Source organism: Flavobacterium aquidurense (assembly GCF_031458035.1).
In the GTDB taxonomy this organism is placed as follows: Bacteria; Bacteroidota; Bacteroidia; order Flavobacteriales; family Flavobacteriaceae; genus Flavobacterium; species Flavobacterium aquidurense_C.
Genome location: NZ_JAVDXR010000015.1, coordinates 26,507 through 43,874, shown reverse-complemented (window position 1 = coordinate 43,874; position 17,368 = coordinate 26,507). Strand labels below are relative to the sequence as shown.

Here is a 17,368-nt window from a genome sequence, read left to right as displayed (position 1 = left end):
AAATCGAATTTCCATAATATTTTTTTTAGTTGAAACTGGTCCCGATAGCTATCGGGAGAGACTGAAAACTAATTTTTAATGTTCCGAAATAACCTCTAACTCGGTTCTGAAAGAAAGCATTTTGTCTGCGAACAATTCTAAAGCTTCTCTATGAAATTTTGGTTCATCTTCGATGTAATAACGCTCCAAAGTTTCTTTATTATCGGTAATATATTGAACAGAATACGTAATTCCGCCCATTTCTTCTTCAATTAAAACTTTTACAATTCTTGCCGAAGAAAACTTGTTCGTAGCCAAAATTTCCGGTATATGTTTTTCCTGCATCCACTTCAACCATTGGTCGTGAACGCTTTCGTGTATATTTGTGGTAACGTTGTAAATAATCATTTTTTCTTGTTTAATCGTTTATTCGGTTAAACGTTTAACCGATTAAACGGTTCAACCAAACTATAAATTCTTATCTCCTCTCAACTCGCGGTATTTTTTTCTCGCATCAACAAAGTAAATACTGTCCTGATGGTTAAAAATTACCTTCTCATACAAAGGTTTTGCTTTCTCTATATCTTTCAATTCGTCGTTGTAAATTTCCGCAGAAAAAAACAAAGCTTCATCAACATAAATTCCGTCGCTATGATGGTCAATGATCTGTTGATATTGGCTTAAAGCCGAATTGTAATCTTTTTGACTTTCGTAAATCTGACCTAAACGCAACATTGTTACAGCTTCTATTTCCTGTCCTTTAAAGGTTTTCAGTATGTTCTGAAACTGTGCAATCGCCTCTGGTTTTTTATTCTGATAAATTAGAAAATCACCTTTTGCGAATAGCTTTAATGCTGTTTGTGTCGAATCGGCTACGGTATTGTCATTTATCAGTAAAAAATATTCCAGTGCGTCATTGGCAATCAATTGCGTGTTTGCCGATTTCAATTCTTTGAATTGTTTTAAAGCCCATTCAAAATCGGTTTTAAAATAACTTGTTTTTGCCGCCTTCAAACTTGCTTCATGCGCTATGACATCATTCTTTAAATCCAATTGAATCTGTGAATAATAAATCAGCGCCTGATTGAACTTTTCCTGCAAAAGCAGAATATCCGCCAATTCCATTTTAGCATCCGCCTCCTGATAATCGTTCAAATTTAGCTCTAAAGCCTTTTTTACAATTACTATCGCTTCTTCGGGCTTTTTTAAATTAAAAGCCAGGAAATGCGCCTGAATTATTTGCAAAGATAAGGTAAAAGGAGTTATTTCATAGGTTGTAAGCAATTGTTGTAACTCAGTATTGATAATTGGATAATCTTTTTCCTGAGCTTTCGCAATTTTGATTTCCATTAAATTGGCATTTGTCTGCACCAATAAATCTAAATCTTTGGTATTTAGCAGAATAAAATTCAGGATTTCGGCAGCTGTTTCAGTGTCATCCTCATTCAACGCAAACTGACTTAAATTGACAATACTCATTAAAGACTCAGGTTCGCGTTTGTAAATCGCTTTTTCCTGAATAAAAGCCTTCCCGAATTCCTTTTGCTGTACATAAAACCAGCTCAAATAGTGATTCCAAAACACATCCTGATCTTTCTGCGTTTTCAGGATTAAAGCTTTGCGCATTGCATCTTTAAAAGCGGTATTATCCGTTTCGCCATTCATAAAACGGGACAATTGTGTCTGAATTAAATTGGCATTTTGTGGATTTTGATAAGATTCTGTCAATAAAAGATTAATCATTTGATCGGTCTTTCCTAACTGCCCGTACAACATTCCGATTTGGAAATTAAAATTGTAATTCGGCTGTACCTGCATTGCGGTTTGATACGCTTTTAAAGCATATTCCAGCAATACTTTTTTCTCAAATGAATTTCCGATTCCGTAAACATCATTCGGACTTGTTTTGATTTTTTCGATTGCCTGATCGTAATAATTTTTGGCTTTGACATCATTTTTCTGAAGCTGGAAATTATACCCCAATTCCACTAAAAAAACGCCTTGTTTGTATTTGCTGTAACGGTCCTGAATCATTTTTTCAGCCAAAGCATATTGCTGCAATTGCTGATAACAATCGACGGTTCGTAAAAAATATTGGGTATTGGATGGCGAACTGTTTAAAAGCTCTTCATAACTGATTTTCGCTTTCTCAAAATCGCCTTTGTCGTAGTAATATTGGGCAAGCTGCTCATTTTGAGAGAATATAAAAGAAGACCACAACAAAACGATATAGATAAAAAGGTTTTTCATATTCGGATTTTTTAAGTTGTGTTTAGTTTCTTTTAGAAACTGTCTTTATGCATTATCAAATTTTAACGTATTCTTTTTTGGCTTTAGATTTCCAGATTATTAAAGTTAAACCAATTAAAATAAAAGGAATACTTAAAATCTGTCCCATATTAATTGGCATGTTATTTTCGAAAGCTTCCTGATTTTCCTTAAAAAATTCGATTATAAATCGGGCGAGAAACAATAACGTCAGGAAACAGCCAAATATAAGTCCGTTAGTTTGCTTTATTTTTTCTGATTTAAACATGAAAAATAAAATTCCGAAAATCAACAAATAAGAAAATGCTTCGTACAATTGCGTTGGATGCCTCGGAATCAAATCGTCTCTTTGAAAAACAACTCCCCAATTTCCGTTTGTCGGTTTTCCGTAGATTTCAGAATTCATAAAATTCCCAAACCTTATAAAAGCTGCTGTAATCGGAACTCCGATCGCCATTCTGTCCAAAAGCCATAAAAAATTGACTTTGAATTTTTTACAATAGAGAATTATAGCAATTAAAACTCCGATTGTTCCTCCATGACTAGCTAAACCCTGAAAACCAACAAATTTATAAACGCCACCAATCTTCTGAATTGGTAAAAGTATTTCTATGGGATGTTTAAAAAAATAATCCGGTTCATAAAAAAGGCAATGACCTAATCGAGCTCCCAAAATTGTACCTACAATCACGTATACCAGTAAACTATCCAGATTATCTAAGGGCTGCTGCTCTTTTTTATAAATATTTCTGACAATGTAATATCCCAATAAGAGTCCGGAAGCGAAAAGCGCTCCGTAATATTTCAAAGGAAAACTATCTGTTATCATAACAATAACCGGATCCACATTCCAATTTAAAATTCCGTCCATCTCTTGGTTATTTTTTTATTAAAGTTCCGGGTTAAAATCGAGAAAACCTAACAGGTTTTTAAAACCTGTTAGGTTTAGTCTTAAGAACTATAAACTTAATTTATAATATCAAATCCGCAGTATGGGCGTAAAACTTCTGGAATTACGATTCCTTCCGGCGTTTGGTAATTTTCTAAAATTCCAGCCAAAACTCTTGGCAATGCCAATGAACTTCCGTTTAATGTATGTGCCAATTGGTTTTTTCCGTCTTTGTCTTTGAAACGTAATTTCAGACGATTTGCCTGGAAAGTCTCAAAGTTTGAAACTGAACTGATTTCTAACCAACGATCCTGCGCTGTAGAAAACACTTCAAAATCATACGTTAAAGCCGATGTGAAACCCATATCTCCTCCGCATAAGCGTAAAACACGGTAAGGCAATTTCAATTCTTTCAAAATATCTTTAACGTGCTCCACCATTCCGTCAAGCGCCTGATATGAATTATCCGGATGTTCGACACGTACTATCTCCACTTTATCAAATTGGTGCAGACGATTTAACCCACGAACGTGAGCTCCGTAAGAACCTGCTTCACGACGAAAACATGGCGTATATGCGGTATGTAAAACCGGCAATTCGCTTTCGTTTAAAATAACATCACGGAACAAATTCGTAACAGGAACCTCAGCAGTTGGAATCAAATATAAATCATCAATTGTTGAATGATACATTTGCCCTTCTTTGTCCGGCAATTGTCCTGTTCCGTAACCTGAAGCTTCGTTTACCAAATGCGGTACCTGAACTTCGTTGTATCCTGCAGCTGTATTTTTGTCTAAGAAATAATTGATTAAGGCACGTTGCAAACGGGCACCTTTTCCTTTGTAAACCGGAAAACCAGCACCTGTAATTTTAACACCCAATTCGAAATCAATGATGTCGTATTTTTTTACCAATTCCCAGTGAGGCTGTGCATCTGCGTGCAAAACCGGAATATCACCTTCCTGAAAAACATTCAAATTATCATCCGGAGTTTTTCCTTCAGGAACAATATCAGCCGGAAGATTTGGTAATGTATATAATTTATTGGTTAATTCGGCTGCCAAAGCTTCTGCTTTTTCACCTAATTCTTTACTTTTTTCTTTTAAGGAAACTGTTTTTTCTTTTAAGATTGCAGCTTTAGATTTCTCCCCTGCTTTCATCAATTCCCCGATATCTTTGGATAATTTATTAGATTCAGCTAAAGTATTGTCTAATTCTACTTGCGTTGCGCGACGGTTTTCGTCTAATTGCACCACTTCTTCCACAACGCTTTTAGCATCGATATTTCGTTTTGCTAAAGCCTTGATTACTTTCTCCTGATTCTCTCTAATAAATGCGATTTGTAACATAGCTTTGTGTTTATAACTAGTATTTTTATATAAAGGAAGCAAATTTAAGGAAATGTTTGCTAAGATTACGACAAAGTTTAAAAGGAAAAGTTATTTAATAGCTGTTTCACAAAGAATCGCGAAGCATACGCAGAGTTACACAAAGTTTTAAAAAAACCTTTGTGAATCTTTGTGCAGTTTCTTCGTGAATCTCTGTGGTATAAACAAAAAAACGGAAACAGCCCCCCAAAGCCGTTTCCGTTTATATTTTTTCGAAAGTTTAAAACTATCTCGTATACACCGTAATGACACCAGCGGCATCTTTCACTTTTAATTCGTGAAGTGTAAGATTCACAATGTCCTGAGTTTTACTCACACCATTTACAACTGTAGTGATGTTATTATGTGATCTGGAGTAAATTCCAGATTGAACTGTTAGCGCACAAGCACTTACAGCTGAACTATAATCTCCAACGTTTATAGTGTTATCTATTTTTAGTTCAATATAATCTTTGTTACATCCATTTGTATTTTCAACTGGATCGCTCAATTGTTCTGTTCCGTTAACAACAATTCCTGTTTTGCTAAGATCCCATTTTCCTTCCAATGGTATTAATGTTTCCCCTTCGTTATCATCATTGCTGCAAGATGTAGTAAATAAGCCAATGCTTAGGATTAAGGCGAGTAATAAGCTTCTAGTTTTCATAGTTGATTTCTTTAAAATTAATACTGCTAAATTAATTTCAAAGCATCTCCGATATGTTACATAAATTTCCCGATGATTTACATAATTTCTAGAAATAAGTAAGTAATTTCACAGAAATATGCCTATTTACGTTCCACAAGTAGTTCTTTGAGTTCGTTTGTTTTTATAAAAGATGATAAACGTCCGGACAACAATAACATATCTCTTTCTTGTGGAGTAATTTTTAGTTTCGTCTCCACGTGTGATGCAAATTCGTATAAAATCAAAATTTCGGCAGCATTTAAGTCCTTGAATTTATCTTTGGTTAAGGTCGCCAGAATTACTTTTCCATCACTATCTTTTTTAAAGCTATCTTCTCCAAATTTATCTGTTAGTTCTTTTTTAAAATTAGAATAAAAACCTAACCAGTTTGAAGATGTGTCATCTGAACTTTTCAATTCGCTTAATAATTTTTCATAAGCCTCATCTTTTTCCATTTTAAGCAAATAATCTCTTAAAGTTGTAAAACCAATTACCTGATAATTGGAAACTGGTATTTTGTATCGTTCAAGTAAATTTTCAACATCATGGTCAAAAGTTATATATCTGGTTTGAACTGTATATAGCGAAGCCGTTTCGAACAAGGAAATAAGCCGAATTTTTTCATCGCTTACAAAAGGTTCCTTTTTCCCGGGCCCTAAACAATCGATAAATAATGCTCTTTTATTTTTATTATCAACTCTCGAATCGCTATTCAGCAATTCAATTAAAGTTTTGTAACCCATATTATCAGATGCTCCGCCGTCGATAAGGCACAATATCTTGTCCTGATTTTTAATGCCGAATTTTACTTTTGGAAGTATTCCCGGAAAAGCAGAACTCGCCGTAATCGCGTACGTCACCGGAAAATCGAATCCGTCGTTTACCTCGTTTTTATCTAATGAAATGGAAGCTTTATTGGGTGCCAAAGACGAATTTAGATTCAGTCCTCTTATAATATGCGGCATAAACGGAAAACGTTCTCCATTGTTATAAGCTGTTCCATTGGCTACAAGCATTGGCAGGTACGGAGCTTTTTTACTTTCCTTCGGAACAAAAAAATCGGACATTAGCATTTGGGTTCCAAACTTATTGGGATTTTCAGGATTCGAACTGTCATATTGCAGAATCTCCGAATCTAATCGCTGCGTCATCGATATTTTATCGCCTTTTTCGTTTCGGCTGTTATTGAGAAGTGATAAAATACTCGCAGATTTGTCTACATAATCTTTGTAATTATCGGCTTTGGAGAAGTAAAACTCATTAAACGAACAATTATCATGAGTGAGTTTATTTTTCAGAATCGTCAAATAATACGCTGCCGAATAACAGCCTCCGGAAACGGTAGAAAAATAATCGACTTCATTGAGAAAATTATGGTGCGAATTGGCTTCTTCAATTTCCTCCAGACCTAAAAGCACACCCATACTAAAAAACTGCGCTCTTGAGCCTCCGCCCGAAATGGCAATTCCTAAAGCAATATTAGGATTCTGGATCTTCTTGTCGCGCTCCTGAACTGACTTATAATCGGTTAATGAAACCGCGGGAATCGAACTATAATTGATTTCTGAATAGAGACTGATCTTGTTTTGAGAAAATCCGGATTGAAAAAAAAGAAGCACTATTATTGGGCCGTAAACATATCTCATTTTAAATCAATTCAAACGAAGTTATTTCACAAAGTTACGCAAAGTTCACGAGAGTTTTCTACCACAGAGAAGCCAAAGGTTCACAGAGCTGCACAAAGAAAATTAAACTTTGCGACTTCGCGCCTTTGCGAGATTAAATAAAAACTTTGTGGATCTCTGTGCAAAACCTTTGTGCTTCTCTGTGGTAAAACTTTATAAAGTTAAAAAACTAAGCACGCTTAATCTCATGCCCCACATATTCCTCCAAAGTCGTAAACATATCATCTACAGAAAGCACTTCGAAATCAGGATGGCTTTTCAGGAAATTAGCATTCAGTGTAACTAAATTTTCTTCGAGTTCAAAGAAAGTATCATTATTTAGAGCATCGCGAATTGGGTTAACACCTTCAAATTTTCCGCTCACAAACTTATTCAGTTTAACACTACTCATCAATTTGACTTTTTTGCTTTGCTGCTGGAATAATTCCAAATGTTTTTCGGCACCAATCAAAGCCAGACCTTCTTCGATAAGTTCGTTCAGTTCTTTATTCCAGGCCGATTTATAAACAAACTGCGAAAAATTTCCTTCGACATATTGCGAGTAATAATAATCCAGATAGTAACTCATCAAAGCATCGGCATGAATAAATTCGTCATCGACCCCTTCCTCACGCATTAAATTGATTACCGAAATATTAGAATGAATCACATCATGAAGATTTTCACTATTCATTGCTGTTTCCGAAACTATTATTTTACCGAATTCCTCCATTTTGTTTGATTTAGGGATTGATTTGCAAATTTCAGCTAAATTAAGACAGAAAAAAAGTACAATCTGATTTATATATCATCAAATTTCGTCGCTATTCTTTTTTTCATTCATTTTCGCCACCAAAGCTTTCAAACGCAAGGCGCGTTCTTTTTTCTCTTCCTGAAGTTTAGCTTTCTTCCGGTTGAGCAATTTGGTATGCAAAGCCTTGTTTTTGGTATTTTTTTCGGGTCCTTTTGCCATGATTTCTACTCTTTAAGTGCGTTTACAAAATTCTTTAAAGATTGACCTTGCAAATTTCGGAGAAATAATGATACCAACGAGAATAATTTTTTGGGCGTTACCCTCCGGGTCGGGCTATTCGCTGCAAGTCCTCGCACTTCCTTCGTCAGGCTGTGGGCTTTCCGCTGCTATCCCTAACGCTCACGTATTCATAAGGAGATTTAGTTTTGTGAGATCCTTTTGAAAGAAAAAAGATTATCTTAGGCTTAAAAACTTAATGTAAATTAGTTAAGAAATAATGTGAAATAAATATCAAACTCTTTATGAACAAAATCCTTTCTTTCTCCCTTTTAGTTCTAATCAGTTTTTATTCCTATTCCCAGAAAAACAAAACGATTGAAAAAGTAGACATAGAACTTCAAAAATGTCTCGATGACACTCAAAATAACATGCTGAATTGTACACAAGTATATTACACTAAAATGGACGAACAGCTTAATGTCACTTACAAAAAAATAAAAAACAAACTAAGTAAACCCGAACAGGACAAATTAAAAAATCAGCAACTCGCTTGGCTTAAAAAAAGAGATCAATATTTTATAAAAGTCAAAACCGATACAGCAAAACAACTCGATGGAGAAAACTCATCACAAGATTACAAAATGATTTGTGCTCATGAAAATGCCTTATTTGTGAGAGATAGAATTATTGAATTGGAAAAAGTGTATTTAAAAAACTAGAAAACTTTATCAAAACAAAAACTTAATATTAGATCACGCAACCATTTAAAAAAACTACATCTGTTTAATAAATAGGATTTTACAAAAAAACCTAACTAAACTAAAACCTAAAAACATGAAACAGATTATTTTTATTTTCAGTATTTTATTTGCGTTTGCAAGCTGTGACAATGATGATTCGAATACAACAACTGTAGAGTCTTCCTTAATTATACAGGGAGATTTTTATAATTCAATGCATACCACTAAAAAAGAAAATCTAGTTATCAAAGATCAGAAAGCATGGAACGCTTTATTGGCCAGCATGAGACTTACCGCTTACACCAATTATTATTTTCCTGAAGAGATTATAGATTTTACAAAATATCAGGTAATTGCTGTTTTTGATGAAGTCCGAAATTATGGTGGTTATTCTATAGACATTACTAAAATCACACAAACCAAAGATCATATTGTCGTTAAGGTTGAACAATTAAAAACCGGAGGTTTAAATGCCGTAGTAACCCAGCCTTATCATATTGTTAAAATAGCAAAATCCGACAAAGAGGTTGTTTTTCAATAAAAATTAACGTTCAATTCTATTTTCAGGATTTATTATACTTTTATAGATTATAAGAGCGATTGCGGATTTGTAATCCCTCATATAATTAAAAACGAAAAGAATTTACAAACCACATGACTCCAGCCTTCTTCTCCACTCCCGAAAAATTCAGAGCATGGTTAGAAAAGCATCACCAAACTGAAACCGAATTATTAGTTGGTTTCTATAAAGTGAAGAGCAAAAAACCATCTATGTCGTGGTCAGAATCAGTAGATCAGGCGCTTTGTTTTGGCTGGATTGACGGCGTTCGGAAATCGATTGACGAAGAAAGTTATACCATTCGGTTTACACCACGAAAGAAAACCAGTATTTGGAGCGCCATCAACATCAAAAAAATCGAAGTACTCACCAAAGCCGGCCTTATGAAAGAAGCCGGACAAAAAGCCTTCGATTTAAGATCTGAAGACCGTTCCGGAATATATTCGCACGAAAAAGAACCTTCTTTTTTAAATCCTGAATTTGAGAAACAATTCAAAGCCAATAAAATCGCATGGGATTATTTTAATCAGCAGTCACCATCGTACAAAAAAGTCATGATTCATTGGATTATGACTGCCAAACAAGAAAAAACCCGAATTTCGAGATTGGAAAAAGCAATAAATGTCAGTGCTGAACAGAAACGAATGTTGTGAAAAAATAACAAATCTTTATCATTTTTTTTGAAAGGCAAGTACTAACTTTATCCCACTTATCTTAAACCTCATCAAAAAGATACCAATGGAGAACAGAACTACCTTACAATACTACGTTTTAGATGTATTCTCGAATAAAAGTTATAAAGGAAACCCATTGTCGGTTGTTTTTACAGATGGTGATTTAGCATTAGAAACCTATCAGAATATCTCGAAAGAATTTGGGTATTCTGAAACTTCATTTGTGTATTATTCCACAAAACTAAAAGCTCTGACTGTTCGCTCTTTTACTCCAACCGGAATCGAAATCGACGGCGCAGGACATAATTTATTGGGTGCAGTTTGTGGTGCTTTGCTAAAAAAAATGCCCATTTTTGAAGAGCAAAATGAAAGCGAACCTTTTGTAATCATGAAAAATTCGCCAATACCTTTGACAGTAAGTTTTGATCCCGTTACGCAATATCCGGTGGTGCAAATGCATCAAAAATCGGCGGTGATTAAGCAGGAAATTCCAACGTACAGAATTGCGGTAGCATTGGGTTTAAAAATTGAAGATTTAGATCTGAATGCTTTTGTTCCGACAATCGTTAAAACGGAGGTGGCACACACAATGGTTCCCATAAAAAACAGTCAGATACTCAATAATTGTATTCCTGATAATCAGCTTTTGATTGAAATTTCTAAAGAATATCAATTTGAGGGATTCTATTGTTTCGCGCTTTCTGATGAAAATCAGGAACATATTGTCGAAACGAGATTCTTTAATCCGATAATTGGTATTTATGAAGATCCTGCGACAGGAACGGCTGCGGGTCCTTTAATTGGTTTTTTAACGCAAAAGAAATTCACAAAATCAGATACCGAATATAAAATTCTGCAGGGTGTAAAATTAAATCAGCCTTCGGTAATTGAAGTGATGAATCGTGAAGAAGATATTTTGGTTGGCGGTTCTTCAATTATCACAATGAAAGGGGAACTTTATTTATAAAAAAATCCTTGTATAAAAATTAGCCACGAATTCAGAATGATTATTAAATGATTAAAATAATTCGTGAATTCGTGGCGAAAAGATTTTTATAAATAAACTAGAAAATAGAATTTCTTAATTTGTTTTCATTGGTGGCAAATCAAACGCAACTGAATCGTGTTCGAAGTTATTTCTATGTCCGCCATCGCAAAAAGGTTTGTTGTTTGATAATCCGCAACGGCAAAGTCCTAGTGCCGCTCTTCCTTGTAATCCGTAAAGTGCTCCTTCCGGATCCATGATTTCAAAATCACCTTCAATTTTAATTGATCCGTTTTTATTGATGATAAGTTTTGTCTTGCTCATAATAGTGTTTGTTTTTTTCAGGGCAAAGGTTGCAAAATATATTTCGAAGATTTTAATTGACGGGCTAGTTTAAATTGGTTCTATTTAGTTTTACCACAGAGATGCACAGAGGTTTTCGCAGAGATACGCTAAGTTTTTTAAAGCAAAGCGAATTAATCTCGCAAAGGCGCGAAGGCGCAAAGTTTTTAAATTAATGCCACAGATTAAAGGATTAAAGGGATTTTTCTAATTAAATCTGCTCAATCTGCGGAATCTCCGTGAAACAAAACTTTGCGCCTTCGCGCCTTTGCGAGATTCTTTTACGAGAAACAAATAAAAAAACTTAGCGAATCTCTGTGTTATTCTTCGTGCAACTCTGTGAAATTGCTTGCGAATCTCCGTGAAATAACAAATTCTCAATTCTATTGCTTATTTTTGCACTCAATAAAATTGAGTTATGATACAAAATCCAAAGAGATATACTATTACGGCAGCCCTACCTTACACCAACGGACCTATACATATTGGGCATTTGGCGGGGGTTTACGTGCCTGCAGATATTTATTCGAGATATTTACGTTTGCAAGGAAAAGACGTTGCGTTTATTTGCGGAAGCGATGAACATGGCGTTGCAATTTCGATGAAAGCCAAAAAAGAAGGAATTACACCACAAGAAGTTATTGATAAATATGACGGAATTATCAGAAAATCATTTGCTGATTTCGGAATTTCGTTTGATAATTATTCTCGTACTTCGGCTAAAATTCATCACGATACGGCACAGGAATTTTTCAGGACTTTGTATGACAACGGCGATTTTATTGAAGAAACAACAGAGCAATTGTACGATGCAAAAGCAGATCAGTTTCTAGCAGATCGTTTTGTGGTTGGAACATGCCCAAAATGTGGCAATGACGGAGCTTACGGAGATCAGTGCGAAAATTGCGGATCGACTTTGAACGCTACCGATTTGATTAATCCGAAATCGACGATTACGGGAGAAACTCCTATTTTAAAAGAAACAAAACACTGGTTTTTACCTTTGGACAGATATACTGATTTCCTAACAGAATGGATTTTGGTTGGACATAAAAGCGACTGGAAACCGAATGTTTACGGTCAGGTTAAATCGTGGGTTGACGGTGGATTAGAACCTCGCGCGGTAACACGTGACCTTGACTGGGGAATTGATGTGCCGGTAGAAGGTGCAGAAGGAAAAAAGTTATACGTTTGGTTTGATGCACCTATCGGATATATTTCGTCTACAAAAGAATGGGCTGCGCGCGAAGGAAAAGACTGGGAACCATATTGGAAAGATCAAGACACCAAACTGGTTCACTTTATTGGGAAAGACAATATTGTTTTTCACTGTATCATTTTCCCGGCAATGCTGAAAGCTGAAGGAAGCTATATTTTACCAGACAATGTTCCGGCAAATGAGTTTTTGAATTTGGAAGGAAACAAACTTTCGACTTCTAAAAACTGGGCGGTTTGGTTACATGAATATTTAGAAGAATTTCCGGAGAAACAAGATGTTTTGCGTTATGCATTGACTTCAAATGCTCCAGAAACTAAGGATAATGATTTTACATGGAAAGATTTCCAGGCGAGAAACAACAACGAATTGGTTGCGATTTTTGGAAATTTCATTAATCGTGTGGTGGTTTTAACCAACAAATATTACGAAGGAGTTATTCCGACACCAAACGAATTCTCAGAAGTTGATGAACAAACTTTAGCCGAATTAAAAGCATATCCAGCTGTGATTTCGAGTTCAGTGGAGCGTTACAGATTCCGTGAAGCTTTGGGTGAATTGATGAATGTGGCTCGTTTAGGAAATAAATATTTGGCCGATGAAGAGCCTTGGAAAGTGATGAAAGACAATCCCGAGCGTGTAAAAACGCAAATGTATGTAGCCTTGCAAATTGCTGCTGCATTAAGCGTTTTGGCTGAGCCTTTCTTGCCTTTTACATCTAAAAAACTTTCTAAAATCCTGAATTTAAGTGATCTTAAAGAACATTTTGAAGGATTTAGCAAGTTTCTTAAAGAGAAAAATCGTGATGCAAAAGACATCATTATTGATAAAACGCTGGATTGGAATGATATTGCTGAAAATTCAGATTTGATTCCGGCAGGACATAAAATTGGCGAAGCAGAATTGCTTTTCGCAAAAATTGAAGACGAAGAAATACAAAAACAAATAGATAAATTGGAAGCTACAAAAACAGCCAATCTTGCTGAAAGCAAACAACCGGAACCACAAAAAGATTTAATTCAGTTTGAGGATTTCGCTAAAATGGATATTCGCGTTGGAACTATCCTTGAAGCAGAAAAAATGCCAAAAGCGAATAAACTTTTAGTTCTTAAAGTGGATACCGGAATTGACGTTCGTACGATCGTTTCTGGAATTGCAGAAAGCTTTTCTCCGGAAGAAATTATCGGAAAACGCGTTTCTGTATTAGCAAACTTAGCTCCAAGAGCTTTGCGTGGCGTAGAAAGTCAGGGAATGATTTTGATGACTACAAATGCTGAAGGAAAATTGGTTTTTATCAATCCGGATGCTGACGCTCCTAATGGTGAAACGGTAAATTAATTTTTTTCTGTGAAAAGTTAGATATAAAAAGTTAGATGTTAAAACATGGGATTTTTCTCATGTTTTTTCTTTTTGCTTGAATTATAGTTGTAAGTTTGTTCTGCAAAAATACTTATAAGGAGCAATCCTGAAACTTATCGTTATAATTATAAAAAAGCGATTCCCTCGCCATGATGTTCCTGCGGAAACAACGGAAATTCTATCCTTTCGGGTATTTTTGCACATCTAAAGCGAGGGTTTCGTGCGTTTAATATTTTCGAATATGCAAAAAGAAAATGAAAAAACATCAGAAACTGATGTAATGCGAAGTATGGCAAAATTTCTTTCAGACCTTTGGTTTGAAGATTTTAGAGATCAACCGGAACATTTGTCCGAAATTTTTGAGACAATTCTGTTAACCGAAATGGGCGATTATCAAGATCTTCGGGTCAAAATGATAAGCTGTATCAGAACCAGTAAAATGCTGGCGGAAACAATCGGTTCTTTTTCTGATTTAGAAATTAGGAATGCCTGCACGAGAATTATGAATATTTAGTACTTAACTAACGAGAATCAGAAAATTTAATTGATTCTCGTTTGTTATTTAAAAAACTCTGGAACGAAAGTTAAATATTTCGAAAAAATCGTAACAAATAGAAATTTAAATAAAAATAATTTCGTTCATTTGATATAATATTCTAATTCTAACGAAAAAATCGTAAAATCATGTTGATCCGTTTTGTTGTCAGTAACTTTATGTCTTTTAAAGATGAGACAGAATTTAATATGCTTCCTGCAAAAGGAAATGGCTCACGCCAACTTACTAATCATATAAAAAAAACTAAATCAGGAGTTGAAGTACTAAAAACTGCGGCGATTTATGGTGCAAACGCAGCTGGAAAGAGTAACTTAGTAAGAGCAATTGCATTCTTAAAATCTATTATTATAAATGATGTTGAATTATTAGTGCCTCAAAGTAAAAGATTCAGGCTTGACGAAAACTATCTGGAAAAGCCTTCAACTTTTCGAATTGAATATGAGTACCAAGGAATTCATTTCGATTATGCTATTGAGATTTTCAAAGGAAAAATAAAAGAAGAATGGCTTTATCTGATAAATTCAGTTAAAAAAAACAATGAAGAACTTTTATTTAAAAGAACCAACAAAGATGTTGAATTCGGAGAATACTTTAAAGATAAAAATGATATCCAATTCGCAAAAAAATTTTTAAAAAAGGAACTAAAAGAAAATGAAACTGTTCTAAATAATTGTTATTTGCTATTTGAAAGTAACAATATTTTAGATAAAATCTGTGAAGCTTTTTCAAAACTTCATCTAGTTTTTCCAAACTCTATAAATATTGAATTTACGAAATCTGTTTTATTAGGGACTAAAAAATTAGATTTTGCAAGAAAGATTCTTTTAAATAGCAAAACAGGAATTGAAAAAATTGTCTTAAGAAAAATAGAATCTAATTTATTCTTTGGTTTAGACGATATAAATATTAAAAATAATCTTGTTGATCAACTAGAATCAAGCATTCAAAACAGTACAGATAGTACAAAGGAAAAAACAATTGTTTTTACCTATAGAAATAAGCATTATAGCTTTATCAAGGAGAATAACGAATATTTTGTTCTTGTACTATGTACGAAACATGAAAATTCAGATTTTTCATTTGATTTCAGTGAAGAATCAGATGGTACAAATCGTCTTTTTGATCTTTCACCAGCTTTCGAAGAATTATTATACGAAGATGATTTTGTATATATTATTGATGAATTAGAAAGAAGTATGCATCCTTTATTAGCGAAAGAACTCTTAAAAACATATTCATTAAATTCAAAAACTAATAGTCAATTAATTTTTACAACTCATGAAAGTCAATTACTAGATGATGAGTTACTAAGACGAGATGAAATATGGTTTACAGAAAAAAAATCTGATGGAAGTACTGAATTTTATCCGTTAAGTAATTTTAACCCGAGAGGTGATAAAGTATTAGAAAGAGGCTATTTAGAAGGAAGATATGGCGGAATTCCATTTTTGGGAGATTTTTCTAAATTAATTGTTGAAGAAAATCTATTATAAATGGATCGTAAGAGATATACATTGGATGATTACAACAAGAAAGAATCATTTAAGGATGCAACTAAATTCTTTATTGTTTATGAAGGAGAAGACAAGGAACCTAAATATTTTGGAACCTTTAATAATTTATTTTTCGAACCTAAAAAAGCAAGTATTTTACATGTTTTTGAAAAAGATACTAATGTCATAGGTTCTCAACCAAAAAAATTAATAGAGAGGGCAAAGTCTTTCATCGAAAATCCTCCTAAAGATTTACCTGTAACTCCATCGGCAGATGACAAGTTTAGATTTGTACTTGATGTAGACCAACACCCAAAAGAAGAATATCCTGAATTAAAAGAATATTGTAAAAGTTTAGTTGATGCAGAATTATTTATAAGCAATTATTGTTTCGAGGTGTGGCTATTATTTCATTTGGATGAACCAGAAAATATTTTATGTAAAACAAGTAAAGAGTCAAAAACAGAACTTGGAACAAAACATACCAATTCAAAAATTAAAAACTATCCTAAAGGATATTTAACTCCTGAATATATCTTAAAAGCTATCGAAAGAGCAGAAAAAGCAGATTTAAACAAAGATGATTATTTTCCTGAAGAAAGATCAACGAAAGTTTATTTATTAATGAAGGAGCTTCTTAAATACTCAACAATTAACATTGAAGTTATTGATCCTAAAATAATATAAAATCTTTAGCTCTTTTTATAGTAAACAATGAAACTCACCAAACCAAGATTAGCCTTAATCTGCGGGATACTTTGTATTTCGATTTTTCCAATATTGGTAAAACTTAAATTAGCTCCGGGGTTGATTTCGGCTTTTTACCGAATGTTTTTTGCTGTGCTTTTACTTTTGCCTTATGTACTTTTGACAAAAAATTTCAAACTTCCGAAACCAAAATTTATTGCTTTGGCAGCACTTTGCGGTATTTTATTTTCTTCGGATGTTGCGGTTTGGAATATTGCCATTCAGGATTCAAGTGCGACTCAGGCTTCATTGCTGACAAATTTATCGCCACTTTGGGTCGGGATTGGATCTTTTTTCTTTTTAAAAGTAAGACCTGCAACTAATTTCTGGATTGGAACTATCGTTTCTTTATTCGGAATGGTGACTTTAGTTGGCTTTGGCTTTTTTATGGAATTAAATTTTAATCAGGCTTTTTTGTTCGCCGTTTTATCCGGAATTCTATATTCGATTTATCTTTTAATCAGCAAAAATGTGCTTTCAGAAGTCGATGTCTTATCGTTTATGACAATCAGTTTATTTACTTCGAGCATTTATTTGGGAATATTATGCTATTCTTTAAATCAATCTTTTTCAGGATTCTCCAATACAGGCTGGTTTGTATTAATCCTTCAGGCCGTGATTTGTCAATTGTGTGCCTGGCTTTCTGTAAGTTATGCGACACAACACATGCGTGCGACAAGAGTTTCGCTAAGTTTACTGAGTCAAGCTGTAATAACTTCGATATTAGCTTGGCTGTTTTTAGAAGAACAAATAACTTTACAGATGATTTTCGGCGGCATCATTTTGCTTTTCGGAATTAGAATTACTTTTTACGACAAGACTATTTCGCTAAAAAGACTATTTTCTAAGAATTGAGAATGGCACGCAGA

18 protein-coding genes are annotated in these 17,368 nt (G+C 34.1%); 9 read left to right on the top strand and 9 right to left on the bottom strand.

All coding sequences use genetic code 11. From position 1 onward, the window contains the following. Positions 1-75: 75 nt before the first annotated feature. From J2X17_RS18475 to J2X17_RS18440, 8 genes are all read right to left on the bottom strand, one after another. Positions 76-387 carry a DUF4286 family protein gene (locus J2X17_RS18475; protein WP_310301450.1) on the bottom strand — a complete coding sequence of 104 codons (312 nt, stop codon included), beginning with the start codon at positions 385-387 and terminating at the stop codon, positions 76-78. A 60-nt stretch (positions 388-447) separates the two neighbouring features. After that, on the bottom strand, positions 448-2,229 hold the full coding sequence (locus J2X17_RS18470) for a tetratricopeptide repeat protein (RefSeq protein ID WP_310301447.1): 1,782 nt from the start codon (positions 2,227-2,229) through the stop codon (positions 448-450). Between the two features lie 55 nt (positions 2,230-2,284). Further along, positions 2,285-3,118, bottom strand: coding sequence for a prolipoprotein diacylglyceryl transferase (gene lgt / locus J2X17_RS18465; protein ID WP_310301444.1), 834 nt, complete (start codon positions 3,116-3,118; stop codon positions 2,285-2,287). A 95-nt stretch (positions 3,119-3,213) separates the two neighbouring features. Next, positions 3,214-4,485, bottom strand: coding sequence for a serine--tRNA ligase (gene serS / locus J2X17_RS18460; protein WP_310301441.1), 1,272 nt, complete (start codon positions 4,483-4,485; stop codon positions 3,214-3,216). Between the two features lie 265 nt (positions 4,486-4,750). After that, complete coding sequence (locus J2X17_RS18455) at positions 4,751-5,170, bottom strand: lipocalin family protein (protein WP_310301438.1); 420 nt, start codon at positions 5,168-5,170, stop codon at positions 4,751-4,753. Positions 5,171-5,292: 122 nt separating this feature from the next. Further along, positions 5,293-6,837, bottom strand: coding sequence for a patatin-like phospholipase family protein (locus J2X17_RS18450; protein ID WP_310301435.1), 1,545 nt, complete (start codon positions 6,835-6,837; stop codon positions 5,293-5,295). 208 nt (positions 6,838-7,045) lie between these two features. Continuing rightward, entirely contained in the window at positions 7,046-7,588 is a 543-nt protein-coding gene (locus J2X17_RS18445; RefSeq protein WP_310301432.1) for a DMP19 family protein, read from the bottom strand. A gap of 78 nt (positions 7,589-7,666) precedes the next feature. Beyond that, positions 7,667-7,828, bottom strand: coding sequence for a hypothetical protein (locus J2X17_RS18440; RefSeq protein ID WP_310301429.1), 162 nt, complete (start codon positions 7,826-7,828; stop codon positions 7,667-7,669). A gap of 302 nt (positions 7,829-8,130) precedes the next feature. Here J2X17_RS18440 and J2X17_RS18435 point away from each other — a divergent pair, with 302 nt between their 5' ends. The 4 genes from J2X17_RS18435 to J2X17_RS18420 all read left to right on the top strand — a co-directional run bounded on the left by J2X17_RS18435 (position 8,131) and on the right by J2X17_RS18420 (position 10,768). Further along, positions 8,131-8,547: a lysozyme inhibitor LprI family protein gene (locus tag J2X17_RS18435; RefSeq protein WP_310301426.1), complete on the top strand. Its 417-nt coding sequence runs from the start codon at positions 8,131-8,133 to the stop codon at positions 8,545-8,547. Between the two features lie 115 nt (positions 8,548-8,662). After that, positions 8,663-9,109, top strand: a complete 447-nt coding sequence (locus tag J2X17_RS18430) for a protease complex subunit PrcB family protein (protein WP_310301423.1) — start codon at positions 8,663-8,665, stop codon at positions 9,107-9,109. Positions 9,110-9,222: 113 nt separating this feature from the next. Further along, on the top strand, positions 9,223-9,780 hold the full coding sequence (locus J2X17_RS18425) for a YdeI/OmpD-associated family protein (protein ID WP_310301420.1): 558 nt from the start codon (positions 9,223-9,225) through the stop codon (positions 9,778-9,780). Between the two features lie 85 nt (positions 9,781-9,865). Beyond that, positions 9,866-10,768 (top strand): PhzF family phenazine biosynthesis protein, encoded by a 903-nt coding sequence (locus tag J2X17_RS18420; protein WP_310301417.1) that lies wholly within the window; start codon positions 9,866-9,868, stop codon positions 10,766-10,768. Positions 10,769-10,882: 114 nt separating this feature from the next. Here the strand turns inward: J2X17_RS18420 and J2X17_RS18415 are convergent, their stop codons facing one another. Next, positions 10,883-11,110, bottom strand: a complete 228-nt coding sequence (locus J2X17_RS18415; RefSeq protein WP_310301414.1) for a CDGSH iron-sulfur domain-containing protein — start codon at positions 11,108-11,110, stop codon at positions 10,883-10,885. Between the two features lie 436 nt (positions 11,111-11,546). Between J2X17_RS18415 and metG the strand changes: the two genes are divergently transcribed. The 5 genes from metG to J2X17_RS18390 all read left to right on the top strand — a co-directional run bounded on the left by metG (position 11,547) and on the right by J2X17_RS18390 (position 17,354). Continuing rightward, complete coding sequence (gene metG / locus J2X17_RS18410) at positions 11,547-13,682, top strand: methionine--tRNA ligase (protein ID WP_310301411.1); 2,136 nt, start codon at positions 11,547-11,549, stop codon at positions 13,680-13,682. A gap of 262 nt (positions 13,683-13,944) precedes the next feature. Further along, a complete protein-coding gene (locus tag J2X17_RS18405; RefSeq protein WP_310301408.1) occupies positions 13,945-14,217 on the top strand; it encodes a hypothetical protein in 273 nt (90 codons plus the stop codon). A 170-nt stretch (positions 14,218-14,387) separates the two neighbouring features. Beyond that, positions 14,388-15,752 carry an AAA family ATPase gene (locus J2X17_RS18400; protein ID WP_310301406.1) on the top strand — a complete coding sequence of 455 codons (1,365 nt, stop codon included), beginning with the start codon at positions 14,388-14,390 and terminating at the stop codon, positions 15,750-15,752. Next, complete coding sequence (locus J2X17_RS18395) at positions 15,753-16,439, top strand: RloB family protein (RefSeq protein WP_310301403.1); 687 nt, start codon at positions 15,753-15,755, stop codon at positions 16,437-16,439. Positions 16,440-16,466: 27 nt separating this feature from the next. Next, complete coding sequence (locus tag J2X17_RS18390; protein ID WP_310301400.1) at positions 16,467-17,354, top strand: DMT family transporter; 888 nt, start codon at positions 16,467-16,469, stop codon at positions 17,352-17,354. Positions 17,355-17,368 lie beyond the last annotated feature (14 nt).